Here is a 26,527-nt window from a genome sequence, read left to right on the forward strand (position 1 = left end):
TCCAGTCCGCAAGACCCTGTTCACGTACTGGACCGTAACCGCGCCCCGCTACCGGTACAGCGCGGCCCGCTCGACCGCGGTCCAAGCGGTGCTCGTGACGACGTACAGCGCGGCGGCCAGCGGTACGACCGCCACGGTGACGAGCGTGAAGAAGGACAGGAACGGCATGACCTTGCCGACCGCGCCGAGACCCGGCACCTGCTCGCCGCCTCCAGCGGTCACCGCGACCGGACTGTCCGCCATCGTCCGCTTGGTGCGCAGGTAGTTGAAGGTCGCGACGGCCGCGACGACGGCGAAGAGCCCGAGATAGACCAGTCCGGCCGGCCCGAACACCCCGCCGCCGGCGAGGGCGTCGGCCCAGCGCCCGCCGAGCGGTGCCGCGAACAGCTGGTGACCGAGCAGACCGTTCGGCTCGCCGCCGATCGTGGAGCTGGAGAAGAGGTGGTAGAGCAGGAAGAAGGCGGGCAGCTGGAGCAGTCCGGGCAGGCAGCCGGAGAGCGGCGAGACCTGTTCCTCGGCGTGCAGCTCCAGCACCGCCTGCTGCAGCCGGCGCGGGTCCTCGGCGTGCTTCTCGCGCAGCTCGGCGATCCTCGGCTGGAGGGCGGCGCGGGCGCGCTGGCCGCGGGCGGCGGCGCGGGACAGGGGGTGGACGAGGAGTCGTACGAGCGCGGTGAACAGGACGATCGCGGCGGCGGCCGCGGAGGCGTGGAACAGCGGCTGGAGCAGGTCGGCGAGCTGCTCGACCAGGCGGGCGAAGACGGAGAAGACGGACATGGGTGAGCCCTCCGGGGGTCTCGTCGTGCCGGAACGGAGTGGAGCAACGGCATGACGACCCGCGCGGGGTCACGTGCGAGAGGGAGAGACGTGCCCTACGCGGCGGTCGCCGGAAGGGCGTGTCCGGGTGCCCTGGGCCGGCGCCGGCCGGGCGCGTCGGGATCGCGCTGCGGCAGGAAGGCCGTACGCCGGGCCCGGTCGCGTATCGCCGTGCGCACCCGGGTGGGCGGGACGGCGGGTGCCGAGCGGGCGGCGAGCAGGGAGCAGAGGGCGAGCGCGGAACCGGCGGCGGCGGTCGCGGCGAGGGCCACGGTCGCGGAGAGGCTGCCGGTGTCGAGCAGCATGATCGGCAACAGCAGAAGCAGCAACGGGGCGAGCGCACGCGACCGCGCAGGACTGCGGACCACTCGGTTCCCCTCCCCCGGCCACAACTGCCCATTCCTACCCGCCTTTTATACCTGAGCAGCCCTGACGGACAATGGGCGGGGCCCACCGGCCCGACGACACCGACCGCCACCCCCCGAAGGGCCCGCACGTGCTGCGCACTCCCACCTGTGTCCTGAGCGACGGCTCCCCCGCACGGCTGAGTGACGGTCACGCGGTGGACCGGTTCGTCGAGATCGGCTCCTTCACCAAGGTGCTCACCGGGACGGCGCTGATGCGCATGGCCGCCGCGGGCCTGCTCGACGCCGACGACCCGGTCGAGCGCTGGTTCCCCGCCGCGCCCCGCACCGGGATCACGCTGCGGCACCTGGCCGAGCACACCTCCGGGCTGCCGCGCCTCCCGCCCGGCACCCAGGGCCGCGACCCGTACGCCCCGTTCGACGACGCCGCCCTGCACCGGCTGCTCGGCCGGCTGGACGAGGTCGTGGTCCGGCCGCCGGGACAGCAGGAGGAGTACTCCAACCTCGGGTACGCCGTGCTGGGCGCGGCGCTGGTCAGCGCGGCCGGTGCGCCGTACGAGGAACTGCTCGCCGAGCACGTCCTGCGGCCGCTGGACGTCGACGAGGTGAGCGCCCGGCCCGACCCCGGCCGGCGTCTGCTCGCCCCCGGGCTGTTCGGCGGGGAGCGCAGGCCCTGGACCATGGACGGGGCGATCCTGCCGGCGGGCGGCCTGTGGGCCACCCCGCGTGCCGTGGCCGATCTGCTGGTCCGGCTGGCGGTCGAGCGCCGGCTGGGGGATCCCGCTCCCTCCTGGGTCGTGACCGGCCGGCTGCGCTGGCACAACGGCGCGACCCGGCACGCCTCGCTCTTCGCCGGAGCCATGGCGGACGGCCGCTGGGTGGTGGTCCACCGCCTGGGCGGCCGCTCGGACCGGACCGACCGGATGGGCGTCGACCTGCTCCGCAACGGCGGCTCCGGGGCCTCCTGAGCCAGGCCCGGGAGCAGTCCGGCAGGAGCTGGGCCGGCAGGAGCTAGGCCGGCTCCGTCTCCAGCGGCTCCAGCAGCCGCTTCGGCCTCAGCAGTGCCCGGCTGACCGGATCGGCCGGATCCGGGTCGAGCCCCGGCCCGGGGTGCATGACCACGTCCTCGACCGGTACGGCGGTTCCGCACGCCGCGCATTCGCCGTACGGCCCGAGTTCGGTGCCGCAGTCCGCGTGCCGGAAGTACCGCAGCCGGGTCTCGCCGAAGTGCTCGCGGCCCCACAGGCCCAGGGCGCGCAGGGTGGGCCACAGGGCGATGCCGCGCTCGGTGAGGACGTACTCGTCGCGCGGCGGCGACTGCTGGTAGCGGCGCTTTTCGAGGATGCCCTCGGCGGTCAGCGTCTGCAGGCGGGCGGCCAGGACGGCACGCGGGATGCCGAGGTGCACCAGGAAGTCGTTGTACCGCCGCACTCCGTACAGCGCGTCCCGGACGACGAGCAGCGTCCAGCGTTCGCCGACGACCTCAAGTGCGCGGGCGATCGAGCACTCCTGTGTCGCGTAGTCCTTGCCCAGTGCCATGCCGTCCACTGTAGCCACTTTCCGACCTCATGGTTCGGTGACTGAACCCAAGGTGTTACGGTGAGGGTGAAGCCTCAGTTCAATGACCGAACCATCAGCGTGTGCGGCACCCCGCCGCAGTCCCCGGAAGGACAGGACCACGCCATGACCGGGCTCCCCTCCACCACCCCCGCCGCCGCGGCCGTACGCGGCGAAACAGCGCGGGACGCCCCCGCCCGCCCCCGGGCCACCCTCGCCCTCACCAGCGCGGCCACCGCCGTCGCGCTGATGACGTACACGGCCCCGATGGTCACCCTGCCGGACACGGCCGCCGCCCTGCACACCGCGCCCTCCGCCCAGGCCTGGCTGCTCAACGGCACCCCGCTCGGCCTCGCCGCCCTGCTGCTGGTGGCCGGCAGCCTCGCCGACGACCACGGCCGCCGCCGGATCTTCCTCGCCGGCACCCTGGCCCTCGGCGTCACCACCGCCCTCGGCGCCGTCACCACCTCCACCTGGCAGTTCACCCTCGCCCGCATCGCCCAGGGGGCGGCGAGCGCGGCGATCCTGGCGAGCAGCCTCGGCCTGCTGGTGGCCGCCTTCCCCTCGCCGCGCGGCCGGCTGCACGCGACCGGCGTGTGGGGCGCCTTCGTCAGCGGCGGCATCGCGGTGGGTCCGCTGGTCGCGGGCGCGCTGCCGACCTGGCGCATCGCCTACGGCGTCCTGGGCGCCGCCGCCCTCCTGCTCGCCGCGCTCGGCACCCGCGCGCTCACCGAGTCCCGCGCCCCGCGCGGCGGCCGGCCGGACGTCCTCGGCGCCCTGACCTTCGGCCTGGCCCTGGTCGCCCTGGTCGCGGCCCTCACCCTGGGCCGCGACGGCTGGCTGCGCGCCCCGGTCGGCCTCCTCCTCGCGGCCGCCGCGGTCCTGCTCGCGCTCTTCGCCGTGGTGGAACACCGGACCGCCACCCCGATGATCGACCTCGGCCTGCTGCGCCGCCCCCGCTTCCTGGCCTCCGCGGCCGGCGGCCTGTTCACCGGCCTCGCCGTCATCGGCACGTTCAGCTTCCTGCCGGCCCTGCTCCAGCAGACGCTCCGGCTGTCCCCGATGGCCACGGCCTGGCTGTTCCTGCTCTGGTCGGGGCTGAGCTTCGTGGTGGCCCTCCAGGTCAAGCACCTGGCCGGCCGTGTCACCCCGCGCGTCCAGCTGGCCGTCGGCTTCACCCTGCACGCCGTCGCCGTCCTGACCATGCTCGGCGCCCTCGCCTCCGGCCACTGGACCCGCCTGCTGCCCGGCCTGGTCATCGGAGGAGTGGGCAGCGGCCTGCTCAACGGCGCACTGCCGCTGCTCGCCGTCGAGTCGGTGCCGCGCGAACGGGCCGCGATGGGCTCCGGCGCCCAGCAGACCTTCCGCTACATCGGCTCCTGCGCCGGCGTCGCCCTGACCATCGCCGTCGCCACCTCCGCCCGCACCCTGGCCACCGGCGCGAACCTCGCGCTGCTGGTGTCGGCGGGGCTGGGGGCGGTAGGGGCGGTGTGCGTGGTGGTGCTGCGGGAGCGACAGCAGCCCTAGGGGCTGTCGTCAAATTCCCGTCTGCCTGGCGGCGCTTCGGGCAACGACGGGAATTTGACGGAAGACCCTAGCGGGGCCGCATGGACACCAGCTTCCCCCACACCACCATCCGGTAGCGGGAGGTGAACTCGGGGGTGCAGGTGGTCAGGGTGATGTAGGAGCCGGGCGCGGAGTACCCGTAGGCGGGCCGGAGGAGGGAGCGCGGAACCGGCCGGACGACCCCCGAGTCCGTGGCGGACGTCTGCGGCAGGATCTGGTCGACGCCATAGGTGTACGTCGCCGTCCGCGTCTCCACCTCGATGTCGTCCCCGCGCCGCAGCCGGGGCAGGTACCGGAAGGGCTCGCCGTGCGTGTTCCGGTGCCCGGCGAGCGCGAAGTTCCCCGCCCGGCCCGGCTGCTGCGTGCCCCGGTAGTGGCCGACGTACCCCTTGTTGAGGACGTCGGCCCTGCTCACCCCCTCCGCGACGGGAACGCGCAGCCCCAGCCGGGGGATGGTGAGGACGGCGTACGCCTGGGACTGCCGGGGCAGGCCGGCGGGGGCGTACGGCCGCCGGGACGCACGGGGGGTGGACGAGTCCGCAGTCGCTGCCGGGCCGGCGGGCGAGGCGGAGGCCGAAGGCGGCGCGTCCGCACCGCCGCCGCCCCCGGGACCCTTCCCGGCCCACTCCCGCTCCAGCGCCTCCACCTGCCGCTCGGCCCCGCGCCGGGCCTCCCGGTTGGTCCACCACAGCTGGTGCACGACCAGCAGCATGAGCAGCACCCCGAGGGTGACGAGCACCTCGCCCCCGGCCCACAGCACCCTCCGGCGCAGGGCGCGCCTGCGCCGATCGCTGTGCCGTACGACCCGCACGCCCGACCATGCCGGCATCCGCACCCACCTCCACGGGAGCCGCCCGCAGGGTAGGCGCAACGCCTGCAACTGGCCAGAGCAGCACGGGCCCAGGACGTCGCACGGCTTCCTCAACGGGTTTGAGAAACCACTGTCAGAACCCTCGACAACCTCACCCGGCGCCCCGATGCTTCCTGCTGCCGGAGCCGCGACGCAGAGGCGGAGACGAAGCCATGATCCGACGCAGAACCCTGTTGGCCGCAGCGGGCGGCGGCCTCATCGGCAGCGCCCTGGCCACAGGCACGGCGAGGGCGGACGCGACGGTCACGCCCGACCCGTCGGCCACGTACGGCGTCTGGGAGGGCTGGGGAACCTCGCTGGCCTGGTGGGCGAACGTCTTCGGCGCGCGGGACGACTTCGCCGACATCTTCTTCACCACGAAGACGACGACGTACCACGGCACTCCACTCCCCGGCCTGGGCCTGAACATAGCCCGCTACAACCTGGGCGCGTGCAGCTGGAACAGCGTGAACGGCGAGTCGATGACCGCCTCCCCCCACATCCCGCGCTTCAAGCAGATCGAGGGCTACTGGCAGGACTGGACGAACGAGGACCCGGCGTCCTCGTCCTGGAACTGGACGGCGGACGCGACGCAGCGCGCGATGCTGCTGAAGGCGACCCGGCGAGGCGCGGTCGGTGAACTGTTCGCCAACTCCCCGATGTGGTGGATGTGCAAGAACCACAACCCGTCGGGCGCCTCCGACGGCGGCGACAACCTCCAGTCCTGGAACTACCGCCAGCACGCCTCCCACCTGGCGTCGGTGGCCCTGTACGCGCAGCAGAACTGGGGCGTGACCTTCGCGACGGTGGAAGCCTTCAACGAACCGTCCTCCTCCTGGTGGACGGCGACGGGCACGCAGGAGGGCTGCCACATGGACGCGACGGTCCAGTCGGCCGTACTGCCCTACCTGCGCGGCGAGTTGAACAGACGGGGCCTGACGGCGACGAAGATCTCGGCATCGGACGAAACGGACTACGACCTCGCCCGCACCACCTGGAACTCCTTCTCCTCGACCACCAAGGGCTGCGTCGACCGGGTCAACGTCCACGGCTACCAGGGCTCGGGCGGCCGACGCGACCTCCTCTACACGGACGTGGTGACGACGTCCGGCAAGGGCCTGTGGAACTCCGAGACCGGGGACGGCGACGCCACGGGCCTCACCCTGGCCGGCAACCTCCTCTACGACTTCCGCTGGCTGCACCCCACGGCCTGGGTGTACTGGCAGGTGATGGACCCCAGCGCGGGCTGGGCGACGATCGCGTACGACGCGAACACGCTGCAGCCGGGCGCAGTGCAGACGAAGTACTACGTACTGGCCCAATTCACCCGCCATATCCGCCCGGGCATGACGATCCTGGACACCGGGGCGAGCTACGCGGCGGCGGCGCTGGACAGGCGGTCCGGGCGCCTGGTGATCGTGGCCGCGAACACGTCCTCGTCGCCCCAGGCCCTGACCTTCGACCTCTCCCGCTTCTCCTCGGTGACCGGCGGCCCGGCCGGCCTGGTCCCCCGCTGGAACACGGTGACGACGGGCGGCGCGGACCTGTACACGCCCCACTCGGACACCTACGTGTCCGGGAAGACGGTGTCGGTCCCCTTCGCGGCGAGGTCGGTCCAGACGCTGCAGATCGACGGGGTCACCGGGTGAGGGCCGACGGCAGCGGAAGGGCGTCCTGGTAGCCGTTCACCGGCCGGGGCACCTTCCGGACCGTGCGGGCGTCCAGCGCGACCGGCGCGGACCCTGTGCCCAGCGTCCCGCCGGCGTGCCAGGTCCCCGTGACCGACACCCAGGTGTCGGCGGGCAGCCCGGGACCGCCGTAGATCCGCACCTTCACGGACTGGGCGTCCGCCGCACAGCAGTTGATGATGATCCGCGTCAGATCCCAGCCGCCGTCCCCGCGCGGGGTGACGATCCCGGTCATCAGCACCGTGCGCCCCTTGATGGCCTGCCCGCGGTCCTGCTGCACCCGGCTGGTGAAGTCGGAGAGGGTCATGGGCAGCGGCGAGGTCGCGGGCAGCGGCTCGAACGACCGCTGCTCGGCGACGGCCTTGGCCGGCTGCCGGGAGGCGGTATACGCGCCGAGGGCGGGCGGGGCGTAGAAGAGGAGGCTGCACGCGGGGAGGAGGAGCAGCCAGGCGACGCGGGGCGAGCGGGAGTGGTCGTGCCCGTGCTGGTCCGCGGGCCCGTGCTGGTCCCCGCGGTGATCGAGGAGAGCGCTCGTGACCCCCAGGAGGACCAGGACGACCCCTGAGGCGATGAGCAGCGGCCGCATGCTCTCCTTCACATACCGCAGGCAGAGGTCGGTCAGCAGGGAGATGTGCAGCAGCCCGAGCCCGCAGAGCAGGAGCAGCCCGGCCTGAAGGGGCCTTTTCAGCGACGCTTTCACAGCAGTACTCCCCCGATTCACAGCAGTACTCCCCCGATGAGCGCGCTGCACGCGACGGCGACGACGACGGTGGCGGCGGAGAACCGCAGGGCGAAGGCCCGCCCGAAGGTCCCCGCCTGAAGGGCGATGAGCTTGAGGTCGACCATGGGTCCCACCACCATGAACGCCAGCCGCGCCACGGCCGGGAACCCGGTGAGCGAGGCGGCGAGAAAGGCATCGGCCTCGGAGCAGACGGCGAGCAGTACGGCGAGCCCGGCCAGGAAGAGCACGGACAGCCAGGCCGACCCGGCGAAGGCGTCGAGCACGGAACGCGGCACGGCGACGTTGAAGGTGGCCGCGGCCATGGCCCCGAGCACGAGGAACCCGCCCGCGTGCAGGAAGTCGTGCTGGAACCCGGTCCGGAACTCATCCCACCGGTTACGGCCCTCCCGATGCCCGGTATGCCGCGCGACGGGCCGCAACCACTCCGCCCGCCCGAACCGCAGCCAGAGCCAGCCCATGACGAGGGCGGTGGCGAGGGAGGCGAGCAGCCGGGCCAGCACCATGCCGGGCTGCCCGGGAAAGGCGACGGCGGTGGCGGTGAGCACCACCGGATTGATGGCCGGCGCGGACAGCAGGAAGGCGAAGGCCGCGGCCGGCGGAACACCGCGCCCGATCAGACTGCCGGCGACCGGCACGGAGGCGCACTCGCACCCCGGCAGCACGACCCCCGCGACCCCCGCCACGGGCACGGCGAGCACGGCCCTTCGCGGCAGCATCCGCCGGAACACCCGCTCCGGCACGAACGCGCTGATCGCACCGGACAGCGCGGTCCCCAACAGCAGGAACGGCAGGGCCTGCACGGTGACGGCGAGACACACGGTCCGCCAGGCGCGCACGGCCGGCGCGTCCCCCCAGCGCCCCACGAGATAGAGCACCGCACCCGGTACGACAGCGGCCCCCAGCAGCAGCAACCCCCAGTACCGGGGCGGCGCACCCCCGCTCACATCCTCCGCGACGCCAGGCTGCTCCCCCGCATCCCGCCCCGCCCTCTCGGCCACCCCACCCGACTGCTGCATGCCGACTCCACGTGCTGGACCTCACTCAGCACCGAAGATAGCCGCCCGCCCCGCACGCCCCGCCCACGCGCCTCACTTTTGTCACCGCCCGGCAGTACGGTGTCCCTCATGCGCTCCGACACGCCTGCCGAGAACGTCGACCACACCGCCGAAGCGGCACGCCTGGAGCGGACCGCCGGACTGTATCCCGAGGACGCCGAGGCCCTGCTGCTGAGGGCGGCGGCCCACCTGGAACTCTCCGGCGACCGCCCGGCCGCCACCGCGCTCTACGACCGCCTGCTGTCCGCCGCGGACGGCCTGGACAACCCCGCCCTGGTCCGCGCCCTGAAGGCCTCCAACCTCTGGGAGTACGGCCACGAGGCCGAGGCGAGAGCGATCATCGACGGCATCCGGGCAGCCGCCCCCCGCGACCCGGCTCCCTGGGTGATCATCGCGGAGGCCCTGGAGTCGCACGACGAGCTGGAGGCGGCGGAGGAGACCTTCACGGAGGCGGCGGCCCTGTTCCTGCCGCGGACGGAGGACCCGGCCCCGGCGCCCGCCACGCACCCCCTCCTCTACGGCCGCCACCGCGTCCGCCGCATGCGGGGCCTGCCGCACGATGCCTGGGACACCCTGGCGGACACCCTCCACACGTCCCCGGTGCCGCTGGACGAACTCCACGACCCCAAACGCGTCTGGTCCCTGGGCTCGGACAACCCGGCAGAACTGGCGGCGGAGATCTCCCGCCTCCGAGCCGAACTGGGCGCCTACCGGGAGGCCCTCTCCCGCCCGTTCCCCGTGGCGGTCCTGCACTGGCCGGCACCGGAACTGGCGGAACTCCTCACGGCCTACCCGCCCCTGTCCTCGGAGTACCCGTCCCACGAGGCCCACCTGTCGACCATAGAGTCCTCCCTGCGCGAGCTCTCCACGTCAGGCACCCCCAACCTGGGCATCGTCACGGGCACGGTCCCGTCCTACGAGGCCTTCGCGGCATCGGAGGGCTCCTCACCGGATGACGTGACACTGCTCCCGCAGTACGCGACGACACTGGCGGCCCGGGGGCGGGCGGTCGCCTGGCCGCCGCAGCGGGGGGCGGAGTGCTGGTGCGGCTCACCCCAGAGCTATGAGGCGTGCCACGGCGCATAGACCCGGGACTGGACGGGGCATCCCTCCTCCCTCACGGCAGCGATCAGATTTCAGCTCACGGCCACCCCCTGTCGGTGGTTGCTGTTAGAACAGGTCCACATCGGCCCGAGGATTCGGAGGAGTGGACGTGGCGGAACCGGGGGAGCTGAACCATCCAGGCGCTTACGAGAAGCTCGTCACCCAAGATCTGCGCGACCGGATAGCCGGACTCGAAGCCGCTGGGTGGAAGGCCGTCGACGCCGAGGTCAGCGAGGAGTCCACGCCTCATGTGCTGGCCCGCCACATCGGCGAGGCAGTGGCACGCCGGCTGGGCCAACTGCCGCGTGACAAGCAGGTGACCGCCGCCAATCGGATCATGCAGTCGCTGGCCGCCAGCGCACCAGATCCTGACGAGGACGAGATCGACGGGACCATCGCCGACGGACCACGCCAGCTCCTCGCCCTCGCAGAGCGGGAAGCCCCCGGCGTATACGCGATCCGCCCCCTGACGCCCCTCTCCGAAACCGCACTGATCACCAACGCCCCGGACGACCCCAACCTCGGCGCTGAGCTACGGGCGGAGCTCGCCACGGCCGACCGCGTCGACCTGCTGTGCGCCTTCGTGAAGTGGCATGGCATTCGCGTACTTGAGGATGCACTTCGCGCGACGAAGAAGCGTGGAGTCCCTATCCGGGTCATCACCACCACCTACATCGGGGCCACCGACCGACACGCGCTGGACCGCCTGGTCCGCGAGTTCGGTGCCGAGGTGAAGGTCAACTACGAGATACGGTCGACACGCCTCCATGCGAAGGCCTGGCTGTTCCGTCGCAGAACCCGCTTCAACACGGCCTACGTCGGCAGCTCCAACCTCTCCAAGGCCGCGCTGCTCGACGGCCTGGAGTGGAACGTGCGGCTGTCCTCCATCGCCACGCCCCGGGTCCTCGACAAGTTCGAGGCGACCTTCGATGCCTACTGGGATGACCCCGCCTTCGAGGCGTACGACCCTGACAAGGACGGGAAGCGCCTCGACGAAGCGCTGGCCCAGGCGGGAGGCGATCGATCTGGTGACGACGTCAAGATCAACCTCTCGGGTCTCGAAGTGCAGCCCTTCCCGCACCAGCGGGACATGCTGGAACGCCTCCGGGTAGAGCGCGAGATTCGCCGCCATCATGAGAATCTCTTGGTGGCAGCCACCGGCACCGGCAAGACAGTCATGGCCGCCCTGGACTACCGCGCCCTGCGTGATCAGCGCGGCGGAGAGCTCCCCCGGCTGCTCTTCGTAGCGCACCGCAAAGAAATCCTGCGGCAATCTCTGCGCACCTACCAGGAGGTACTCGCCGACGCCTCCTTCGGTGAACTGCTCTACAACGGTCGGGAACCCCGCGACTGGACCCATGTCTTCGCGAGCGTCCAGTCCCTCAACCTCCAGCGGCTGGAACAGATCGATCCCGGTCACTTCGACGTCATCGTCATCGATGAGTTCCACCACGCCACGGCGAGCACCTACCGCCGCGTCCTCGACCACTTCAAACCCACCGAACTACTCGGCCTCACCGCGACACCGGAGCGGATGGACGGGCTCAATGTCCAAGACGAGTTCTTCGGGGGACGGATCGCGGCCGAGATGCGGCTGTGGGAAGCTCTTGAAGCCGATCTGCTGTGCCCCTTCCACTACTTCGGGATTCCGGACGGCACCGATCTGACACAGCTGAAGTGGCAAGCGGGCAACTACGACAGGAACGAACTCGGCAACCTCCTCACGGCGAGCCACGCACGAGCTCTCATCGTCATCAAGCAGGTCCGGGACAAGATCTCCAATCCCTCCGTCATGCGTGCCTTGGGGTTCTGCGTGACCAAGGCGCACGCGCACTTCATGACGGAGGAATTCCGCAAGGCGGGGTTTCGCGCCGCTGCCCTCGACAGCGACTCCTCTCCCGCGGAGCGTGAGCAGACGCTCAGTGACCTCAAGGCCGGCCGAATCCAGGTGATCTTCTCCGTCGACCTGTTCAACGAGGGCCTCGACATCCCGGAGGTCGACACGCTGCTACTCCTACGTCCCACGAACAGCGCGACTGTCTTCCTCCAGCAACTGGGGCGCGGTTTGCGCCGTACGCGGAACAAGCCCGTGCTGACCGTTCTCGACTTCATCGGCCAGCACCGGGCGGAGTTCCGCTTCGAGGAGCAGTTCCGCGCGTTGACGAACCTGTCCCGCAACCGCCTCGTCGACAGCATCGAGCACGGCTTCCCTCAGCTGCCCTCTGGCTGCCAGATCATTCTGGAAGGAAAGTCCAAGGACCTCGTCCTCGAAAACATCCGCACCCAGCTGAACGCCACGATCAACACGCTCGCGAAGGAGGTCCGCGACTACAGCACGCCCACGCTCGACGCCTACCTGCGTGAGAGCCGACGTGACATCAAGGAGCTCTACAGGAGCAAGAACTCGTGGACCAAGACCCTGCGCAAAGCGTCGATCATCACGGCACCTCCGCTGCCTGGGGAAGAGGAGCTCCTCAAACGCGTCCACGCCTTCCTTCACGTGGACGATCCCGACCGGGCCCGGACGTATCTGCGCCTCCTTGCGGACGACGCCCCCGACTACGACTCCCTCTCCCAGGACGAGCAGGCGTACGCACGCATGCTCTTCTTCAACCTGTGGGACAAGGCGGGCGGTTTCTCCAGCTATCGGGAAGGCCTGGAATCCCTGCGCCTCCAGGAACTGGTCCGCGATGAACTGCGGCAGGTCCTGACATACGTCCTCGACCGGACCGATCACTTTCCCATCTCGCTGAGCGGCCCCCACAGCCATCTCCCGCTGAAGATCCACAGCTCCTACAACCGCTCCGAGATCCTCGCCGCACTGGGAGTGGCGCGGCTGGGAGGTCAGATGCCAGGCGTCTTCAGTCAGGGAGTGAGCTGGGTCGAGGCCATCAAGACCGACGTTCTCTTCATCACCTCGGAGAAGAACGAACGGGACTTCTCCCCCAATGTCCGCTACAAGGACTACGCGATCAGCCCTACCCGCTACCACTGGGAGTCCCAGAACACCGTATCCGAGAGCTCCCGGACGGGATTGCGCTACCAGCACCACGTTGAACAGGGCAGCCACGTCCTGCTGTTCCTGCGCCGCTACAACGAGAACAGCATCGGCAAGGCCGAGCCTTGGATGCTCCTCGGCCCGGCCACCTATGTGAAGCACACCGACAGCAAGCCCATGGCCATCACTTGGGACCTGGAGCACGAGCTCCCCGCTGATGTGTGGTCGTACTCCGCCGCGATCAGCACCGGGTGAACTTCTCGTCCTCGAAGTGCGTCTGCGCTCGGCGCCCTCTTCGCTCCCCGGCATACCGCGACGGGCGCCGCGCGGTGGGTGCGCGGCGCCCGGTGTCGTGTTGTGTGCCGTCGCTTTACGCCGTCGGAGCCAGGTCCGCCCGGCCGAACAGGAGGGCGTAGCCCGGGGGGAGCTGGGCGAGGAGGCGGGTGGTCAGGGGGGTGCCCACCCAGTTCGCCAGGACGCTCAGGACCGAGCTGACGTCCCAGCGGGCCGTTGCGGGGGTCGCGCCCTCGATGCGGACGGCCACCGAGTCGACGAACTCCCGGGCTGTCAGGGGGTGCGTCGCGGGGATCTGGGAGGCGATCACTCGGGCTGCCTCCCGGGGCAGGGACTGGGCGAGGGCCACGCGTTCGTCGCCGGTCACGTGGCCTCCCAGGGCCGAGAGGACTATGCGGGTGACGCGTTCCGCCTCCGCCTGCGTGGTGTACTGGCCCGCCTCCCGTACCGCCTCGGTCAGTTGGTCCCAGCGTGCGGCGTCGGCGTCACGGTCACGGGGCAGGGGGGATGCGGTGGGGACGGTGGTGGTTCTGGGCGGCGGGGGCGTCGTCACGGTCATCGTGCTGGCTCCTTCTCCGGACACTTCGAAGCATCAGCGCTTCGGCAGTTGGTCACTTCGGCGGTTCGGCGCGCTGGGGGCGGTGACGCCCCGGTACCCCGTAATGCGAGCTGCATGAGCTGGAGTTCGGCCAATGTGTCGCTCGGGGCGGGTGGTGCCGGTCTCCGCTGACGCGGGCAGCGCCGCGTCCCGGGTCCCGCTGGGGGGTCCGGGACGCGCGGTGCGGCCTGCGGTCAGCTGCTGAGCTGCTTTCGGTCGCCGGTGGTGCCGCCCGTGATCTGGATGCGGCGTGGCTTGGCCTGTTCGGCCACAGGGATGCGCAGGGTCAGGACGCCGGCCTCGTACGACGCGTCGATGCGGTCCGTGTCCAGGGTGTCGCCGAGGAACAGCTGGCGGGTGAAGGTGCCCGTGGGGCGTTCCGCCACGAGCAGCTCCGCGTCCTCGGGAGCCGGACTGCGGCGCTCGGCGCGGACGTTGAGGACATTGCGCTCGACGTCCAGCTCGATCGTCTCGGGGTCGATGCCGGGCAGGTCGAAGTGGACGAGGAATTCGTCCCCGGCCCGGTAGGCGTCCATCGGCATCGCTGCCGGGCGCGTCGTGTCTCCGAAGAGCTGTCGCGTGAGGCGGTCGACATCACGGAAGGGGTCCGTGCGCATGAGCATCACAGGTCACTCCTCTCTTCAGGGACTGGGTGCGATGCCCTAGGACTTCTTATATACCTCGCCGCATCAGACTTGACAAGCCTCGACTCAAGTTAGGGGAGTCGGGTCGCCTGCGCGTTAGTCTCGGCGAAAAACCGGACAAGAGGAGGCAGTCATGGCCAGGGTTCCCAGTGCGGTCGTGGCCGGTGCCGGGCTCGTCGGCGGGTACGGCGTCGCCCGGTGGACCAAGAAGCGGCAGCTCGGCGGGGCTGTGCTGGCCGTCGCGGGGGCTGCCGCCGCTCAGCAGTGGCGCAGGCAGGCCGGCGGGAAGGCCGCCGGTGCGCTGACCGCCGCCTACGTCGCCGCGTTCGCCGGGTCCCACCCGCTGGCGAAGAAGGTCGGCGCCTGGCCGTCCGTCCTCGGCGTCGCCGGCGCCGTCGCCCTCGCCTCCTGGGCCGTCGCCGACCGCAAGGCCTGAGGCCCCGCCGTCACCGTCCCGGTCAAGGCCTGGGGCCCGTCCCGGTGAGAGCCTGAAGGCCACGGTCACCTTCCCGGTGAAGGCCTGGAGGCCGCCGTCACCCTCCCGGTGATCGTGCAGCCCGGCCCGCCACCGGCACCCGCCACCAGCGCCCGGCACCGCCACCGCCACCCGCCACCGCTGTCACGGCGTGCTCGGCGCCGGCGGTGCCGACGGCCCCTGCGTCCCCGGGGCCGCCCCCGGGGCGCCCGGCGTGCCCCGGGCACCCCGCGTCGCCGCCCTGGCCCGGTCCGCCACCGCCGTCAGCGGGCGGGCGATGTCCTCCAGGGAGCGGCGTTCGGCCCGTACCGCCAGGAAGGCGGCGACCAGGCCCGCCGCGCACATCAGGGCCGCGCCGATGGAGAACGCCAGGACCGTGTCGCCGGCCCTGCCGGTGCCGGTGAGGTCGGCGAACAGCAGCGGGCCGCTGATGCCGCCGGCCGCCGTGCCGAGGGCGTAGAAGAACGCGATGGACATCGCCCTCGTCTCCATCGGGAAGATCTCGGAGACCGTCAGATACGCGCTGGACGCGCCCGCCGAGGCGAAGAACAGGACCGCGCACCAGCAGGCCGTCAGCGTGCCCGCGTTCAGCACACCCCGGTCGAACAGCCACGCCGTGCCGAACAGCAGCAGGCCCGAGAGCAGGTACGTCGAGGAGATCATCACCCGGCGGCCCACCGTGTCGAACAGCTTGCCCAGCAGCAGCGGGCCGCAGAAGTTGCCGACCGCGATCACCGCGAAGTAGTAGCCGGTGCGGTCGGAGGGCACGCCGTAGAACCTGGTCAGGATGGCGCCGAAGCCGAAGGTGATGGCGTTGTACAGGAACGCCTGGCCGATGAACAGGGAGAAGCCCAGCACCGCCCGCCTGCGGTACCGCCCGAAGACCGTACGGGCGATCTCCAGGAACGTCACGCTCCCGCGCTGGTGGATCTCCAGCTCGCTGCCCGGTTCCGGCAGCGTCACGCCCTTCTCCCGCTCCACCCGGCGCTCGATGCCCGAGACGATCTCCTCGGCCTCTCCGTCCCTGCCGTGGATCAGCAGCCAGCGCGGGCTCTCCGGGACGTGCCGCCGTACGAGGAGGATGACCAGGGCGAGTACGGCGCCGAGGGCGAAGGTGAGACGCCAGCCGACGTTCCGGGCCAGCAGGTCGGTGTCGAGCGCGACGATCGACAGCAGGGAGCCGCCGACCGCGCCGAGCCAGAAGCTGCCGTTGATGACCAGGTCCACCCGGCCGCGGTAGGGCGCCGGGATCAGCTCGTCGATCGCGGAGTTGATCGCCGCGTACTCGCCGCCGATGCCGAAGCCGGTCAGAAAGCGGAAGAGGAAGAACCACCAGGCTTCCCAGGAGACCGCGGTCAGGGCCGTCGCCGCGAGATACACCGCCAGTGTGATCATGAAGAGGTTCTTGCGGCCGAACCGGTCGGTCAGCCGGCCCCAGAACAGCGCGCCCGAGCAGGCGCCCGCCACATACAGCGCGGCGGCCACGCCGGTGATCTGTCCCGAGGTGATCGACACCCCGCTGCCGGGCTCGGCCAGCCGGCCGGCGATGTTGCCGACGACCGTGACCTCCAGGCCGTCCAGGATCCAGACGGTGCCCAGGCCGATCACGACCGTCCAGTGCCAGCGGGACCAGGGCAGGCGGTCCAGCCGGGCGGGGATGTCGGTGGTGATGGTCCGGCCGGTCTGCGGCGATGGTGCCTCGGCTGCGGCGCTCATGGGCTCCCTCCTCGTCGAAGGGCCCCCCGACCAGAGGGGGACACAGCAGGACGGGTGCCCGCACCCCGCGGAATCAGTCGGGACCGGCCGCGCGCTCAGGCCCCCAGCGTCCGCGTCACCGCATAGATCAGCAACCCCGCCAACGACCCCACCACCGTGCCGTTGATCCGGATGAACTGCAGGTCACGGCCGATGTGCGCCTCGATCTTCCGGGTGGTGTGCTCGGCGTCCCAGCCCGCCACGGTGTCCGTGATCAGCGAGGTGATCTCCGCCCGGTACGTCGTCACCACGTGCACCGCCGCACCCTCGACCCAACGGTCGACCTTCTCCTGCACCTTCGGCTCGGTCGCCATCCGCGCCCCCAGCGACAGCAGCGCCGCCCGCACCCGCATCCGCAGCTCACTGCGCTCGTCCTCGGCCGCCGTCACGATCATCGACCGTACGGCCGTCCAGACGGACGCGATCAGATCCTGCACCTCCCCCCGGCCCAGCACCTCCCCCTTGAGCCGCTCCACCCGCGCCCGGGTGTCCGTGTCGGACTGCAGATCGGAGGCGAAGTCGGTGAGGAAACGGTCGAGCGCGCCGCGCGCCGGATGCGAGGGCATGTCCCGCATCTCGGTCACGAACCGCAGCAGCTCCTTGTAGACCCGCTCGCCGACCCTGCGGTCCACGAACCGCGGCGTCCAGCCGGGCGCGCCGCCCTCCACGGCCACCATCACATCGTCCCGGTGCAGCACCAGCCAGTCGTGCGCACGCGACACCACCAGGTCCACCACCCGCCGGTGCCCGCCGTCGGCGACGATCCTCTCCAGGGTCTTGCCGATGCCCGGCGCGATCTCCTGCGCGTTCGCCCGCCGGGTGATGGCCTCACCGACGACCGCCTGCACATCCGAGTCCCTGAGGACCGTCAGCGCACCCCGCAACGCCGTCGCCAGCTCCGCCGTCACCCGGTCCGCGTGCTCCGGCTCGGCCAGCCACGCCCCGAGCCGGCTGCCGATGCCGACCGCACGCAGCCGCTGCCGTACGACGTCCTCGGAGAGGAAGTTCTCGCCGACGAACTCGCCCAGCGAGACACCCAGCTGGTCCTTCTTCGTGGGGATGATCGCGGTGTGCGGGATGGGCAGCCCCAGCGGATGCCGGAACAGGGCCGTGACCGCGAACCAGTCGGCGAGCGCGCCCACCATGCCCGCCTCGGCGGCCGCGGCCACATACCCCGCCCAGGGGCCCGCACCCTCGTGCGTGGCCAGCCTGGCCAGGACATAGACCACCGCCACGAGCAGCAGCAGGGCCGTCGCCGTGAGCTTCATCCGCCGCACCCCGCGCCGGCGTTCCTCGTCGGCCGGGGTGAAGGCCGTCATGGTCTTGTACGACACACCCCGCGCCGGCGCCGCTTCCGTCTCCGTAGGTCCCATCAGCTCCACCCGTCAGCTCCACCCGGTCGGTGATCCCGCACACAATTGTCCCTTCCTGACCGACTCCCGGAACGGAACAGGAGTTCCCGGCGTCTGTCCGAGCGGGGGTTTAGGCAGGGCCCTGACAGGTCTGGCGGGCCCATGGCGCATCATGGACTCATCAAGATCGGAGCGTCGGGCTCCCATCCCAAGGAGAACAACAGAGCATGACCAAGCGTCATGGTTATGCCGTCCTGAGTGCGCTCGTCGCACTGGTGCTGGCCGTTTCCGCCGCCATCTACCTCACCGTGACGGCCGACGGCGGCACCCCGCGCGGCACTCTCGCCGACAACCGCCCCCACCACCGCTCCTCCGTCGCCCCCGCCTCCACCGGCACCTGGGTCGGCGCCTGGTCCGCCGCGCCGGTGGGCGGCGAACCCCGCACCGAGACCGCCGGCCTCGCCGGCCACTCGGTGCGCAACGTCGTCCACGCCGGCACCGGTGGCACGAGTGCCCGGATCACCCTGTCCAACCTCTACGGCCACGACCCGCTGACCCTCACGCACGCCTCGATCGCCCTCTCCTCGGGCGACGGCACCGCCGCGGCCGACCCGGACTCGATGCGCCGCCTCACCTTCGACGGCGCCACCGGCGTCGTCATACCCGCCGGCGGACAGATCACCAGCGACGCCGTACGCCTCACCGTCCCGCACGACAGCGACGTCCTGGTCACCACCTACTCCCCCACCCCGTCCGGCCCGGTCACCTACCACCCGCACGCACAGCAGATCTCCTACGTCGCCGACGGCGACCGCACCGAGGACGCGACCGGCACCCCCTACACCGAAGAGACCCCGTACTGGCGCTACGTGACCGGCCTCGACGTCCTCAGCAACGAGGCCGACGGCACGGTCGTCGTCTTCGGCGACTCCATCACCGACGGCATCACCTCCACCGTCGACGCCAACCACCGCTGGCCGGACCTCCTCGCGGACCGGCTGCGCACCGCACTGCAGGGCGGGCGGCCACTGCCGCGCTACAGCGTGGTGAACGAGGGCATCAGCGGCAACCAGGTCCTGGCCGACGGCCTCGGCCGGCCCGCCGAGAACCAGGCCGGCCTCGACCGCTTCGACCGCGACGCGCTCTCCCACCCGGGCGTCAAGGCCGTCGTCATCGAGCTGGGCATCAACGACATCCTGCGCAACCCGGAACTCGCCGACCCCCACCGCATCCTCGCCGGCCTGCGCACCCTGGTCCGCCAGGCCCACACCCGCGGCCTGAAGGTCGTCGGCGCCACCCTGATGCCCTTCGAGGGCCACCGCGGCTACACCCCGGCCCGCGAGGCGGTACGCCGGCGGATCAACGCGGAGATCCGGGCCGGCGGCGTCTACGACGCGGTGGTCGACTTCGACCAGGCCCTCCGCGACCCCTACGACCCCCGCCGCCTTCGCCCCGAGTACGACTCCGGCGACCACCTGCACCCCAGCGACCTGGGCTTCAGCAGGATGGCCGAGGTGTTCGACCTCAGCACGCTCAACGGCGCGGGCCAGACGGAACTGTGACCACGGGGCGAGGAATACTGGCGGGCATGACCCGCTTGATCCTCGCCACCCGCAACGCCGGAAAGATCACCGAGCTGAGGGCCATCCTCGCCGCAGCAGGACTGCCGCACGAACTCGTGGGTGCGGATGCGTACCCGGAAGCCCCCGACGTCAAGGAAACGGGCGTCACCTTCGCCGAGAACGCCCTGCTCAAGGCGCACGCCCTCGCCCAGGCCACCGGTCTGCCCGCGGTCGCCGACGACTCCGGCCTCTGCGTCGACGTCCTGGGCGGCGCCCCCGGCATCTTCTCCGCCCGCTGGTCCGGCCGCCACGGCGACGACAAGGCCAACCTGGAGCTGCTGCTGGCCCAGCTCGCCGACATCGCGGAGGAGCACCGGGGGGCGCACTTCGCCTGCGCGGCGGCGCTTGCCCTGCCGGACGGCCGTGAGCGGGTGGTCGAGGGGCAGCTGAGGGGCGTGCTCCGGCATGCGCCGTCCGGCACGAACGGCTTCGGCTACGACCCGATCCTCCAGCCGGAGGGCGAGAGCCGCACGTGCGCCGAGCTGAGCCCCGAGGAGAAGAACGCGATCAGCCACCGGGGGAAGGCGTTCCGGGCGCTTGTGCCCGTTGTGCAGGAGTTGCTGGGCTGACACACGAAAGGGGCCGTCCAGGCGGACGGCCCCTCGGCGCGTGCGGCCGATGGGAGTCGAACCCACATGGGCAAATGCCCCGAGGCACCTAAAACCTCTGCTTATACCATTCAGCAACGGCCGCGTGCCCGCCCATGCTACCGGGACGCGTGCGACTTCGACTCCCGCCTCTGCACCATGTGCTGGTGACTGCGTGGCAATTGGGGCAGAGCAACCGCAGGTTCTCGCGCCGGTCGTCGCTCCGGTCCCCGTTGATGTGATCGACCTCCAGCGGCAGCGGCCGGCCCCGCCACACCGGCTCCGCACCGCAGCGGGCGCAGCGCTCTGGCACGCCAAGGGCCGCCATCGCCCACTTGAGCCGGTCGCTCGGAATGCGCCGGGCCTGGCCGACCGGCAGTCACGCACGGAAATGAGAAAGCGGCTCGCACCAGGTCCTTCCGGTGCGAGCCGCCAGCTACAGCCTCAGACCCTCAGATACCCAGGTCCTTGATGATCTTGGCCACGTGGCCGGTGGCGCGGACGTTGTAGAGGGCCTTTTCGACCTTGCCCTCCTCGTCCACGACGATCGTGGAGCGGATGACGCCCAGGTAGGTCTTGCCGTAGTTCTTCTTCTCGCCGTAGGCGCCGTAGGCCTCGGTGACCTTCTTCTCCGGGTCGGCCAGCAGCGTGACCTTGAGGGACTCCTTCTCGCGGAACTTCGCGAGCTTTTCCGGGGTGTCGGGGCTGATGCCGAGCACGTCGTAGCCGGCGGAGGCCAGGACGTCCAGGTTGTCCGTGAAGTCGCAGGCCTGCTTGGTGCAGCCGGGGGTCAGGGCGGCCGGGTAGAAGTAGACGATGACCTTGCGGCCCTTGTGGGACGCGAGGGATACGTCGTTGCCGTCGGCGTCGGGGAGGGTGAAGGCGGGGGCCACGTCCCCCGGCTGGAGTCGCTCGCTCATCGGGCCAGGGTATCCGGGGGGCCTTGCGGTGCGCCGGGAGCAGAAGCTGACAGACTGTCCGGGACAGCATCAGGAGACTTCGGAGGCCGTACGGTGGCGGACACGTCGGACACCAGAACCCCGGCGCAGATCGAGGCGGACATCAAGCGCCGCCGTGAAGTGCTGGCCGAGACGCTCGACGAGATCGGGGTGCGGGTGCACCCGAAGACGATCGTCGGGGATGCGAAGGCGAAGGTCGTGGCCCATCTCGATCACACCGTGGGCCGGGCGTACGTCCAGGTCAATCGTGTGGTGACTGAGGTGCGGGCGCAGTTCGTCGACGAGAAGGGCGGGTTGCGGGTGGAGCGGGTCGTGCCGGTCGCGCTGCTCGCCGTCGGCGTCGTCGGGCTGCTCACCGTGGGATCGCGGCGGCGCAAGGGCTGACCCGGGCGCGGACCGCAGGGGCGAAGGCAGGTAGGTTCGAGGCGTGAGCGCCAACAGAAACCAGCACAGCACCCCCCATCACGACAAGCTCCCGATCCGGATGCTGCACGACCGGGTTCTGGTCAAGCAGGAGACCGGTGAGGGCGAGCGGCGGTCGGGGGGCGGCATTCTGATTCCCGCCACCGCGGCGGTCGGACGGCGGCTGGCCTGGGCCGAGGTCGTCGCGGTCGGGCAGAACGTACGGACCGTGGAGCCGGGTGACCGGGTGCTGTTCGATCCGGAGGACCGGGCCGAGGTCGAGGTGCGGGGTGTGGCCTACGTGCTCATGCGCGAGCGGGATCTGCACGCCGTGGCCGCGGACCGGTTCGAGGGGTCGGAGGACTCCACGGGTCTGTACCTGTAAGCGGGTCCGCCGGTGTTCGGCAGCCGAAGGGGCCGGTGACCATCGTCACCGGCCCCTTTTGTACCGCCGGGCGTCAGGTGACGGGGCCGCCTCCCGGGCCGGCGGTCGTGCCTGTCGTACCGCCGCCGTCGGCGGCGCCGCCCGCGTCCGTGCCGCCCCCGGTGGGGTCGCCGCCGGTCGTGTCGCCCCCGGTGGTGTCTCCGCCCGTGGGGTCACCGCCGGTGGTCGTACCGCCGGTGGTGGGGGTGCCGGTGGTGGTGCCGCCGGTGGTCGTGCCGCCCGTGGTGTCACCGCCGGTGGCCGCGCCGCCGGTGGTGGGCGTACCGGTGGTGGTGCCGCCGGACGGGCTCATGGTCGCGCCGCCGGTGCCCGGGCCGCCGCCGGTGGTCGTACCGCCGTTGTTCTGGCTGCCGGTGGTGCCCGGCTGGGCGGAGGAGCCGGTGGTGGGCGGCTGCGGCTGGTCGGCGCCCTGCTGCAGCTGCAGGTCGAAGTCGCTGGCCGGGGTGCCCTTGAGGGCCGTGCGCGTGTACTGCGCCCAGATCTCGGTGGGCGGGCCGCCGCCGTTCATGCGGGGCTGGCCGAGGGCGCCGTACAGCGGCATGTGCTTGGCGGTCACCGGGTCCTGGCCCATGACGGAGACCACCGTGGCCAGGTCGGGGGTGTAGCCCGCGAACCAGGCGGCGGTGTCGTTCTCGGCGGTGCCGGTCTTGCCGGCCGCCGGGCGGCCCGCCTGCTGCGCGGCGACGGCGGTGCCGTTGTCGACGACGCTCTGCAGGATCGACGTGGTGGTGTCGGCGGCCTCCCGGCTGACGGCCTGCTTGACCGGCTGGTCGGGCAGGGACACGTCCTTGGTGCCGTCCTTGGTGATCTTCTCGATCAGGGTGTACGTGCCGTGCTTGCCGTGGTTGGCGATCGTCGCGTACGCCTCCGTCATGTCCAGGACGCTGGCGGTGGCGGTGCCGAGCGCCATCGACGGGGACGGGTACAGGTCAGGGGTGTCGGACGGGATACCGAGGGCGATCGCGGTCTGCTTGACCTTGGACGGGCCGACGTCGGCGGCCATCTGCGCGTAGACCGCGTTGACGGACAGGTCCGTCGCCTTGGTGACGGTGATCGGGCCGTACGACTTCTGGTCCTCGTTCTCCGGGTTGTAGGGCGTGCCGCTCCAGCCCTCGACGAGCCGCTTGTTGGTGCCGTCGTACACGGTGTTCGGGGTGATGGTGCGGCCGTCCTGGGTGGTCGAGCCGTTCTGCACCGCCGAGGTGAACACGAGGGGCTTGAAGGTGGAGCCGACCTGGAAGTCACCGCGGGTCGCGCCGTTGGTGTACTGCTTCACGTAGTCGATGCCGCCGTACATGGCGACGACCTTGCCGGTCTTCGGGTCGATGGAGGCGCCGCCCGCGCGGACGTACTTGTCCTTGGGGTTGTTCTTCTTGTCCAGCTTGGACATCAGCTGGTCGTCCACCGCCTTGACGAAGGCGTCCTGCTTGTCCTTCTGGATGGTGGTGGTGATGCGGTAGCCGCCGGCGGCGAGCTGGTCGGCGTCGAGGATGTTGTTCGCGGCCAGGTAGTGCTTGATCGCGTCCACGAGGTAGCCGCGCTGGCCGGACAGGCCGGTGGAGACCGTCTGCTCCTTCGGCATGGGGAACTTCATGCCGGCGCGCTTGGACTCGCTGAGCCAGCCCTTCTTGACCATGCCGTCCAGGACGTAGTTCCAGCGGGCGACGGCCGCGGCCTTGTTCTCGGGGTGGGCGACGACGTCGTACTCGCTGGGCGCGTTCACGAGCGCGGCGAGGTAGGCGGCGCGGGCCGGGTCGAGGTCCCTGGCGTCGGCGCCGAAGTAGGCCTGGGCGGCGGCCTGGATGCCGTAGGCACCGCGGCCGAAGTAGCTGGTGTTGAGGTAGCCCTCCAGGATCTGGTCCTTGGACTTGTTGCGGTCCAGCTTGATCGAGATGAAGAACTCCCTGGCCTTGCGGGTGAGCGTCTGCTCCTGGCCCAGGTAGTAGTTCTTCACGTACTGCTGGGTGATCGTGGAGCCGGACTGCTTGCCCTTGCCGGTGGCGGTGTTCCAGGCGGCGCGGAGCATGGCCTTGGGGTCGACGGCGGACTCGGAGTAGAAGTCGCGGTCCTCGGCGGCCAGTACGGCGTGCTGGGCGTCCTTGGAGACCTCGGCGAGGCTCACCTTCTCGCGGTTGATCTGGCTGTCGCGGGTGTCGCGGGCGATCTGGGAGCCGTCGGCGTAGAAGTAGACGTTGGCCTGTTTGGTGGCGAGGGCGTTGGCGGGCGGGATCTTCACGAGGGAGTAGCCGAGGAAGAAGAGCCCGACGAGGAGGAGGATGCCGATGACGAAGGTGCCGAGCACCATGCGCCAGGTGGGGATGATCCGCCGCCACCCGGTCCGCTTGGGCCGCTTCGGTTTCTTCGCCTTGCCCTTGCCCTCGCCGTCGCCGGGGGCCGGCTGACCCTCGCTGGGCGTGCCGGTGGTGGTACCGGTGCCGGGGGCGGCCTGGGTGCCGTGGCCTCGGGTGGCGGCTCCGGTGGCCCGGGTCGTGGGGCCGGCGGGGTCCGGGGCGCCGGACGGGGAGGCGGCCTCCGTCCTGGCGGGGTCGCCCGGCTCGGCCGCTCGGGGCGCGCCGACGCGCCGGAGGACCTGGGTGGTCTCGGGTGCCCGCGTCTCACCGGCAGCCTGAGCCGCACCGGCCTTCTTGCCGGACCGGTCCTGCCGGGAGTCCCGGGGCGCCGCGACCTTCCGGAGCACCTGGGTGCTCTCGGCGGGCTGCGCCGGCTCGGCGGCGGCCCCACCCCCGTCCGCCTGCGACTTCGCGGAGTCACCAGGTCGCCGGGCAGACGCGTCGGACGCCTGGGGGGCACGGGAGGCCGGTGCGGCCGTCGACCCACCGGCCTCCGGACCCGCACCGGCCCGGGGCGCCGACGCGCCACCGGAAGCCCGGCCGGAGGCCGAGGCACCGCGAGCCGCCGGACCCCCCTCGGAGCCCGCCCCGCCACGAGCCGCCGGCACACCACCAGCGGACCCCGACGCGGAAACCCCGCCGGAAGCCGCCGGGCGCCCGCCCGAAGCCGAAGCCGAACCGTCACGCGGCGCCGGACCCGAGCCGTCACGAGCCGTCGGCACACCACCAGCGGCTCCCGTCGCGGAAGCCCCGCCGGCAGCCGACGCACCGCGAGCCGCCGGACCTCCCTCGGACCCCGCCCCGCCACGAGCAGCCGGGCGCCCGCCCGAAGCCGAAGCCGAACCGTCACGAGCCGCCGACCCCGAACCGTCACGAGCCGTCGGCGCGTCGCCGGCAGCCCTGCCGGAGGCCGGGGCGTCGCCCTGGGCGGGCGTCGCCTGGTCCGTGCGGCCGCCCCGGGCCGCCTGGCGGGCCCGGGCCATGGAGGCGGTCCGCTCCTGGGCCGAGGGGTCCGCCGGAGCCGGGCCGTCCGGGGCCGGCGTCGCGCCGTCACCCGTTCGGCCGAGCCCGGGCCGCCGGGCCCTACCCGGCTGCTCGGCCCCCTCTGCCGGCGTCTCCCCGGTCTCTGCCCGCTCGGCGGGCGGTGTCGGCCTGCCGGTCCCCCTGACCGTGCCGGTGGCCGGCGTGTCGCGGCCACCGGGGTCGCCGGGCCCTTCAGCCGGCAGCGGCTTTTTCGGCGGCACGCCTTCGTTCGGCTGCTGCGGCTGCGGCTCGTCGCTCATCTCGTGCACGGACTCCTGTTTCGCGTCGTACGTTCCCGTACGCCTCGTACGCTTCTGCGCCCCCAGTTGGAAGACTCTCGCACCTGGCGTTCCGTTCCCGGTTCCCGGCACGCTTCGGGCACGAATATTGCGTGGCCGGCAGCCGGACCCCTGGACTAGGCTCCTGCGCTTCGGTGTCGAGCGGTCCCAGGAGGTGGACTGGCGTGGACGCGGGACGGTTGTACGTGGCCGTCGCGGCGGGGGGATTCAGACGGTACGCGACGTATCGGGCCGCCACTGCGGCAGGGGTCTTCACCAACACCGTCTTCGGGCTGATCCTTGTCTATACCTATCGCGCCCTGTGGGACGAGCGGCCGCACCTGGGCGGCTGGGATGAGACGCAGGTCGTGACCTATGTCTGGCTGGGGCAGGCGTTTCTCGCGGCGCTCGCGCTCGGGGGCGGCGGCGTCGAGAACGAGTTGATGGAACGCATCCGTACGGGGGACGTGGCGATCGACCTCTACCGGCCCGCCGACCTGCAGCTGTGGTGGCTGGCCACGGATCTGGGCCGGGCGTTCTTCCAGCTGCTGGGGCGGGGGCTCGTGCCCTTCGCCTTCGGTGCCCTGTGCTTCCCCGTGTATCTGCCGACGGACGTGGGCACCTGGGCCGCCTTCCTGGTCGCCGTGCTGCTGGCGATGCTCGTCGGGTTCGGGATCCGCTATCTGGTGGCGCTCAGCGCGTTCTGGCTGCTGGACGGCCAGGGAGTGACGCAGATGTCCTGGCTTGTCGGTTTCTTCTGCTCGGGCATGCTGCTGCCGCTGAACATCTTCCCGGGGACGCTCGGCGAGGTCGTACGGGCCCTGCCGTGGTCCTCGCTGCTCCAGGCGCCGGCGCAGATCCTGCTGGGGCACGGGGACCCGCTGGGCACGTATGTGTTCCAGGGGGCGTGGGCGGTGGTGCTGCTGGGTGCCGGGCGGCTGGTGCAGTCGGCGGCGACGCGGCGGGTGGTGGTGCAGGGTGGGTGAGACGGGCCGGCTCCGGGA

Annotated in this window: 23 protein-coding genes, 1 tRNA gene and 1 pseudogene; 11 read left to right on the plus strand and 14 right to left on the minus strand. The window is 71.5% G+C overall.

Translation table 11 applies throughout. The features are described from left to right. Positions 1-48: 48 nt before the first annotated feature. Complete coding sequence (locus ABT171_RS31200; RefSeq protein ID WP_351249691.1) at positions 49-774, minus strand: YidC/Oxa1 family membrane protein insertase; 726 nt, start codon at positions 772-774, stop codon at positions 49-51. A 95-nt stretch (positions 775-869) separates the two neighbouring features. Beyond that, entirely contained in the window at positions 870-1,181 is a 312-nt protein-coding gene (locus ABT171_RS31205) for a DUF6412 domain-containing protein (protein ID WP_351249693.1), read from the minus strand. Between the two features lie 128 nt (positions 1,182-1,309). On the opposite strand from ABT171_RS31205, the gene ABT171_RS31210 reads away from it, so the two are divergent. Continuing rightward, complete coding sequence (locus ABT171_RS31210; RefSeq protein ID WP_351249695.1) at positions 1,310-2,146, plus strand: serine hydrolase domain-containing protein; 837 nt, start codon at positions 1,310-1,312, stop codon at positions 2,144-2,146. Between the two features lie 43 nt (positions 2,147-2,189). On the opposite strand, the gene ABT171_RS31215 is transcribed toward ABT171_RS31210, so the two are convergent. Continuing rightward, entirely contained in the window at positions 2,190-2,717 is a 528-nt protein-coding gene (locus ABT171_RS31215) for a winged helix-turn-helix transcriptional regulator (protein ID WP_351249697.1), read from the minus strand. A gap of 144 nt (positions 2,718-2,861) precedes the next feature. On the opposite strand from ABT171_RS31215, the gene ABT171_RS31220 reads away from it, so the two are divergent. Then, a complete protein-coding gene (locus tag ABT171_RS31220; RefSeq protein ID WP_351249699.1) occupies positions 2,862-4,262 on the plus strand; it encodes an MFS transporter in 1,401 nt (466 codons plus the stop codon). 67 nt (positions 4,263-4,329) lie between these two features. Here ABT171_RS31220 and ABT171_RS31225 read toward each other — a convergent pair whose 3' ends face one another. After that, positions 4,330-5,130, minus strand: a complete 801-nt coding sequence (locus ABT171_RS31225) for a class E sortase (protein ID WP_351249701.1) — start codon at positions 5,128-5,130, stop codon at positions 4,330-4,332. A gap of 194 nt (positions 5,131-5,324) precedes the next feature. Here ABT171_RS31225 and ABT171_RS31230 point away from each other — a divergent pair, with 194 nt between their 5' ends. Further along, positions 5,325-6,800, plus strand: a complete 1,476-nt coding sequence (locus ABT171_RS31230; RefSeq protein WP_351249703.1) for a glycoside hydrolase — start codon at positions 5,325-5,327, stop codon at positions 6,798-6,800. Here ABT171_RS31230 and ABT171_RS31235 read toward each other — a convergent pair. Continuing rightward, the gene (locus tag ABT171_RS31235; RefSeq protein WP_351249759.1) at positions 6,790-7,527 is read right to left on the minus strand and encodes a TIGR03943 family putative permease subunit; all 738 of its coding nucleotides are present in this window, start codon (positions 7,525-7,527) and stop codon (positions 6,790-6,792) included. The genes ABT171_RS31230 and ABT171_RS31235 overlap by 11 nt on opposite strands. A gap of 29 nt (positions 7,528-7,556) precedes the next feature. Next, the gene (locus ABT171_RS31240; protein ID WP_351249705.1) at positions 7,557-8,597 is read right to left on the minus strand and encodes a permease; all 1,041 of its coding nucleotides are present in this window, start codon (positions 8,595-8,597) and stop codon (positions 7,557-7,559) included. A 108-nt stretch (positions 8,598-8,705) separates the two neighbouring features. Between ABT171_RS31240 and ABT171_RS31245 the strand changes: the two genes are divergently transcribed. Together ABT171_RS31245 and ABT171_RS31250 are read left to right on the plus strand one after the other, a co-directional pair. Beyond that, positions 8,706-9,722 carry a tetratricopeptide repeat protein gene (locus tag ABT171_RS31245; RefSeq protein WP_351249707.1) on the plus strand — a complete coding sequence of 339 codons (1,017 nt, stop codon included), beginning with the start codon at positions 8,706-8,708 and terminating at the stop codon, positions 9,720-9,722. A gap of 121 nt (positions 9,723-9,843) precedes the next feature. Next, positions 9,844-12,993, plus strand: a complete 3,150-nt coding sequence (locus ABT171_RS31250; RefSeq protein ID WP_503077266.1) for a DEAD/DEAH box helicase — start codon at positions 9,844-9,846, stop codon at positions 12,991-12,993. A 115-nt stretch (positions 12,994-13,108) separates the two neighbouring features. On the opposite strand, the gene ABT171_RS31255 is transcribed toward ABT171_RS31250, so the two are convergent. Both ABT171_RS31255 and ABT171_RS31260 read right to left on the minus strand, forming a co-directional pair. Then, the gene (locus ABT171_RS31255) at positions 13,109-13,591 is read right to left on the minus strand and encodes a DUF2267 domain-containing protein (protein WP_351249711.1); all 483 of its coding nucleotides are present in this window, start codon (positions 13,589-13,591) and stop codon (positions 13,109-13,111) included. Between the two features lie 233 nt (positions 13,592-13,824). Continuing rightward, a complete protein-coding gene (locus ABT171_RS31260; RefSeq protein WP_351249713.1) occupies positions 13,825-14,253 on the minus strand; it encodes an Hsp20/alpha crystallin family protein in 429 nt (142 codons plus the stop codon). Between the two features lie 154 nt (positions 14,254-14,407). On the opposite strand from ABT171_RS31260, the gene ABT171_RS31265 reads away from it, so the two are divergent. Further along, positions 14,408-14,710 (plus strand): hypothetical protein, encoded by a 303-nt coding sequence (locus ABT171_RS31265; RefSeq protein WP_351249715.1) that lies wholly within the window; start codon positions 14,408-14,410, stop codon positions 14,708-14,710. A 183-nt stretch (positions 14,711-14,893) separates the two neighbouring features. On the opposite strand, the gene ABT171_RS31270 is transcribed toward ABT171_RS31265, so the two are convergent. Together ABT171_RS31270 and ABT171_RS31275 are read right to left on the minus strand one after the other, a co-directional pair. Then, complete coding sequence (locus ABT171_RS31270; RefSeq protein WP_351249717.1) at positions 14,894-16,465, minus strand: MFS transporter; 1,572 nt, start codon at positions 16,463-16,465, stop codon at positions 14,894-14,896. 95 nt (positions 16,466-16,560) lie between these two features. Further along, entirely contained in the window at positions 16,561-17,877 is a 1,317-nt protein-coding gene (locus ABT171_RS31275; RefSeq protein ID WP_351249719.1) for a DUF445 domain-containing protein, read from the minus strand. Between the two features lie 206 nt (positions 17,878-18,083). Here ABT171_RS31275 and ABT171_RS31280 point away from each other — a divergent pair, with 206 nt between their 5' ends. Further along, positions 18,084-19,418, plus strand: coding sequence for an SGNH/GDSL hydrolase family protein (locus ABT171_RS31280; protein ID WP_351249721.1), 1,335 nt, complete (start codon positions 18,084-18,086; stop codon positions 19,416-19,418). A gap of 26 nt (positions 19,419-19,444) precedes the next feature. Then, positions 19,445-20,047, plus strand: a complete 603-nt coding sequence (rdgB, locus tag ABT171_RS31285) for an RdgB/HAM1 family non-canonical purine NTP pyrophosphatase (protein ID WP_351249723.1) — start codon at positions 19,445-19,447, stop codon at positions 20,045-20,047. 41 nt (positions 20,048-20,088) lie between these two features. Here rdgB and ABT171_RS31290 read toward each other — a convergent pair. From ABT171_RS31290 to bcp, 3 genes and pseudogenes are all read right to left on the minus strand, one after another. Continuing rightward, a tRNA-Leu gene (locus ABT171_RS31290) sits at positions 20,089-20,171 on the minus strand. Next, positions 20,136-20,429, minus strand: a pseudogene (locus ABT171_RS31295) (HNH endonuclease signature motif containing protein); the annotation flags it as partial. The pseudogene ABT171_RS31295 and the gene ABT171_RS31290, both read right to left, overlap by 36 nt. Positions 20,430-20,517: 88 nt before the next feature. Further along, positions 20,518-20,985 (minus strand): thioredoxin-dependent thiol peroxidase, encoded by a 468-nt coding sequence (gene bcp, locus ABT171_RS31300; protein WP_351249725.1) that lies wholly within the window; start codon positions 20,983-20,985, stop codon positions 20,518-20,520. A gap of 93 nt (positions 20,986-21,078) precedes the next feature. On the opposite strand from bcp, the gene ABT171_RS31305 reads away from it, so the two are divergent. Together ABT171_RS31305 and ABT171_RS31310 are read left to right on the plus strand one after the other, a co-directional pair. Next, positions 21,079-21,408 (plus strand): DUF3618 domain-containing protein, encoded by a 330-nt coding sequence (locus ABT171_RS31305; RefSeq protein WP_351249727.1) that lies wholly within the window; start codon positions 21,079-21,081, stop codon positions 21,406-21,408. A 43-nt stretch (positions 21,409-21,451) separates the two neighbouring features. Then, positions 21,452-21,811 (plus strand): GroES family chaperonin, encoded by a 360-nt coding sequence (locus ABT171_RS31310; RefSeq protein WP_031159553.1) that lies wholly within the window; start codon positions 21,452-21,454, stop codon positions 21,809-21,811. A 73-nt stretch (positions 21,812-21,884) separates the two neighbouring features. On the opposite strand, the gene ABT171_RS31315 is transcribed toward ABT171_RS31310, so the two are convergent. Then, positions 21,885-24,569 carry a transglycosylase domain-containing protein gene (locus ABT171_RS31315; RefSeq protein WP_351249729.1) on the minus strand — a complete coding sequence of 895 codons (2,685 nt, stop codon included), beginning with the start codon at positions 24,567-24,569 and terminating at the stop codon, positions 21,885-21,887. A gap of 1,139 nt (positions 24,570-25,708) precedes the next feature. Here ABT171_RS31315 and ABT171_RS31320 point away from each other — a divergent pair. Next, the gene (locus tag ABT171_RS31320) at positions 25,709-26,509 is read left to right on the plus strand and encodes an ABC transporter permease (protein WP_351249731.1); all 801 of its coding nucleotides are present in this window, start codon (positions 25,709-25,711) and stop codon (positions 26,507-26,509) included. Positions 26,510-26,527: the final 18 nt, after the last annotated feature.

The sequence above is a fragment of the Streptomyces sp. NPDC001851 genome, assembly GCF_040297165.1.
GTDB lineage: Bacteria > Actinomycetota > Actinomycetes > Streptomycetales > Streptomycetaceae > Streptomyces.

Bases quoted from the DNA above. Each gene is read 5' to 3' on its own strand.
- ABT171_RS31200 (WP_351249691.1), bottom strand. From the start codon at position 774: ATGTCCGTCTTCTCCGTCTTCGCCCGCCTGGTCGAGCAGCTCGCCGAC.
- ABT171_RS31215 (WP_351249697.1), bottom strand. From the start codon at position 2,717: ATGGCACTGGGCAAGGACTACGCGACACAGGAGTGCTCGATCGCCCGC.
- ABT171_RS31220 (WP_351249699.1), top strand. From the start codon at position 2,862: ATGACCGGGCTCCCCTCCACCACCCCCGCCGCCGCGGCCGTACGCGGC.
- ABT171_RS31225 (WP_351249701.1), bottom strand. From the start codon at position 5,130: ATGCCGGCATGGTCGGGCGTGCGGGTCGTACGGCACAGCGATCGGCGC.
- ABT171_RS31230 (WP_351249703.1), top strand. From the start codon at position 5,325: ATGATCCGACGCAGAACCCTGTTGGCCGCAGCGGGCGGCGGCCTCATC.
- ABT171_RS31240 (WP_351249705.1), bottom strand. From the start codon at position 8,597: ATGCAGCAGTCGGGTGGGGTGGCCGAGAGGGCGGGGCGGGATGCGGGG.
- ABT171_RS31245 (WP_351249707.1), top strand. From the start codon at position 8,706: ATGCGCTCCGACACGCCTGCCGAGAACGTCGACCACACCGCCGAAGCG.
- ABT171_RS31255 (WP_351249711.1), bottom strand. From the start codon at position 13,591: ATGACCGTGACGACGCCCCCGCCGCCCAGAACCACCACCGTCCCCACC.
- ABT171_RS31260 (WP_351249713.1), bottom strand. From the start codon at position 14,253: ATGCTCATGCGCACGGACCCCTTCCGTGATGTCGACCGCCTCACGCGA.
- ABT171_RS31265 (WP_351249715.1), top strand. From the start codon at position 14,408: ATGGCCAGGGTTCCCAGTGCGGTCGTGGCCGGTGCCGGGCTCGTCGGC.
- ABT171_RS31270 (WP_351249717.1), bottom strand. From the start codon at position 16,465: ATGAGCGCCGCAGCCGAGGCACCATCGCCGCAGACCGGCCGGACCATC.
- ABT171_RS31275 (WP_351249719.1), bottom strand. From the start codon at position 17,877: ATGGGACCTACGGAGACGGAAGCGGCGCCGGCGCGGGGTGTGTCGTAC.
- ABT171_RS31280 (WP_351249721.1), top strand. From the start codon at position 18,084: ATGACCAAGCGTCATGGTTATGCCGTCCTGAGTGCGCTCGTCGCACTG.
- rdgB (WP_351249723.1), top strand. From the start codon at position 19,445: ATGACCCGCTTGATCCTCGCCACCCGCAACGCCGGAAAGATCACCGAG.
- bcp (WP_351249725.1), bottom strand. From the start codon at position 20,985: ATGAGCGAGCGACTCCAGCCGGGGGACGTGGCCCCCGCCTTCACCCTC.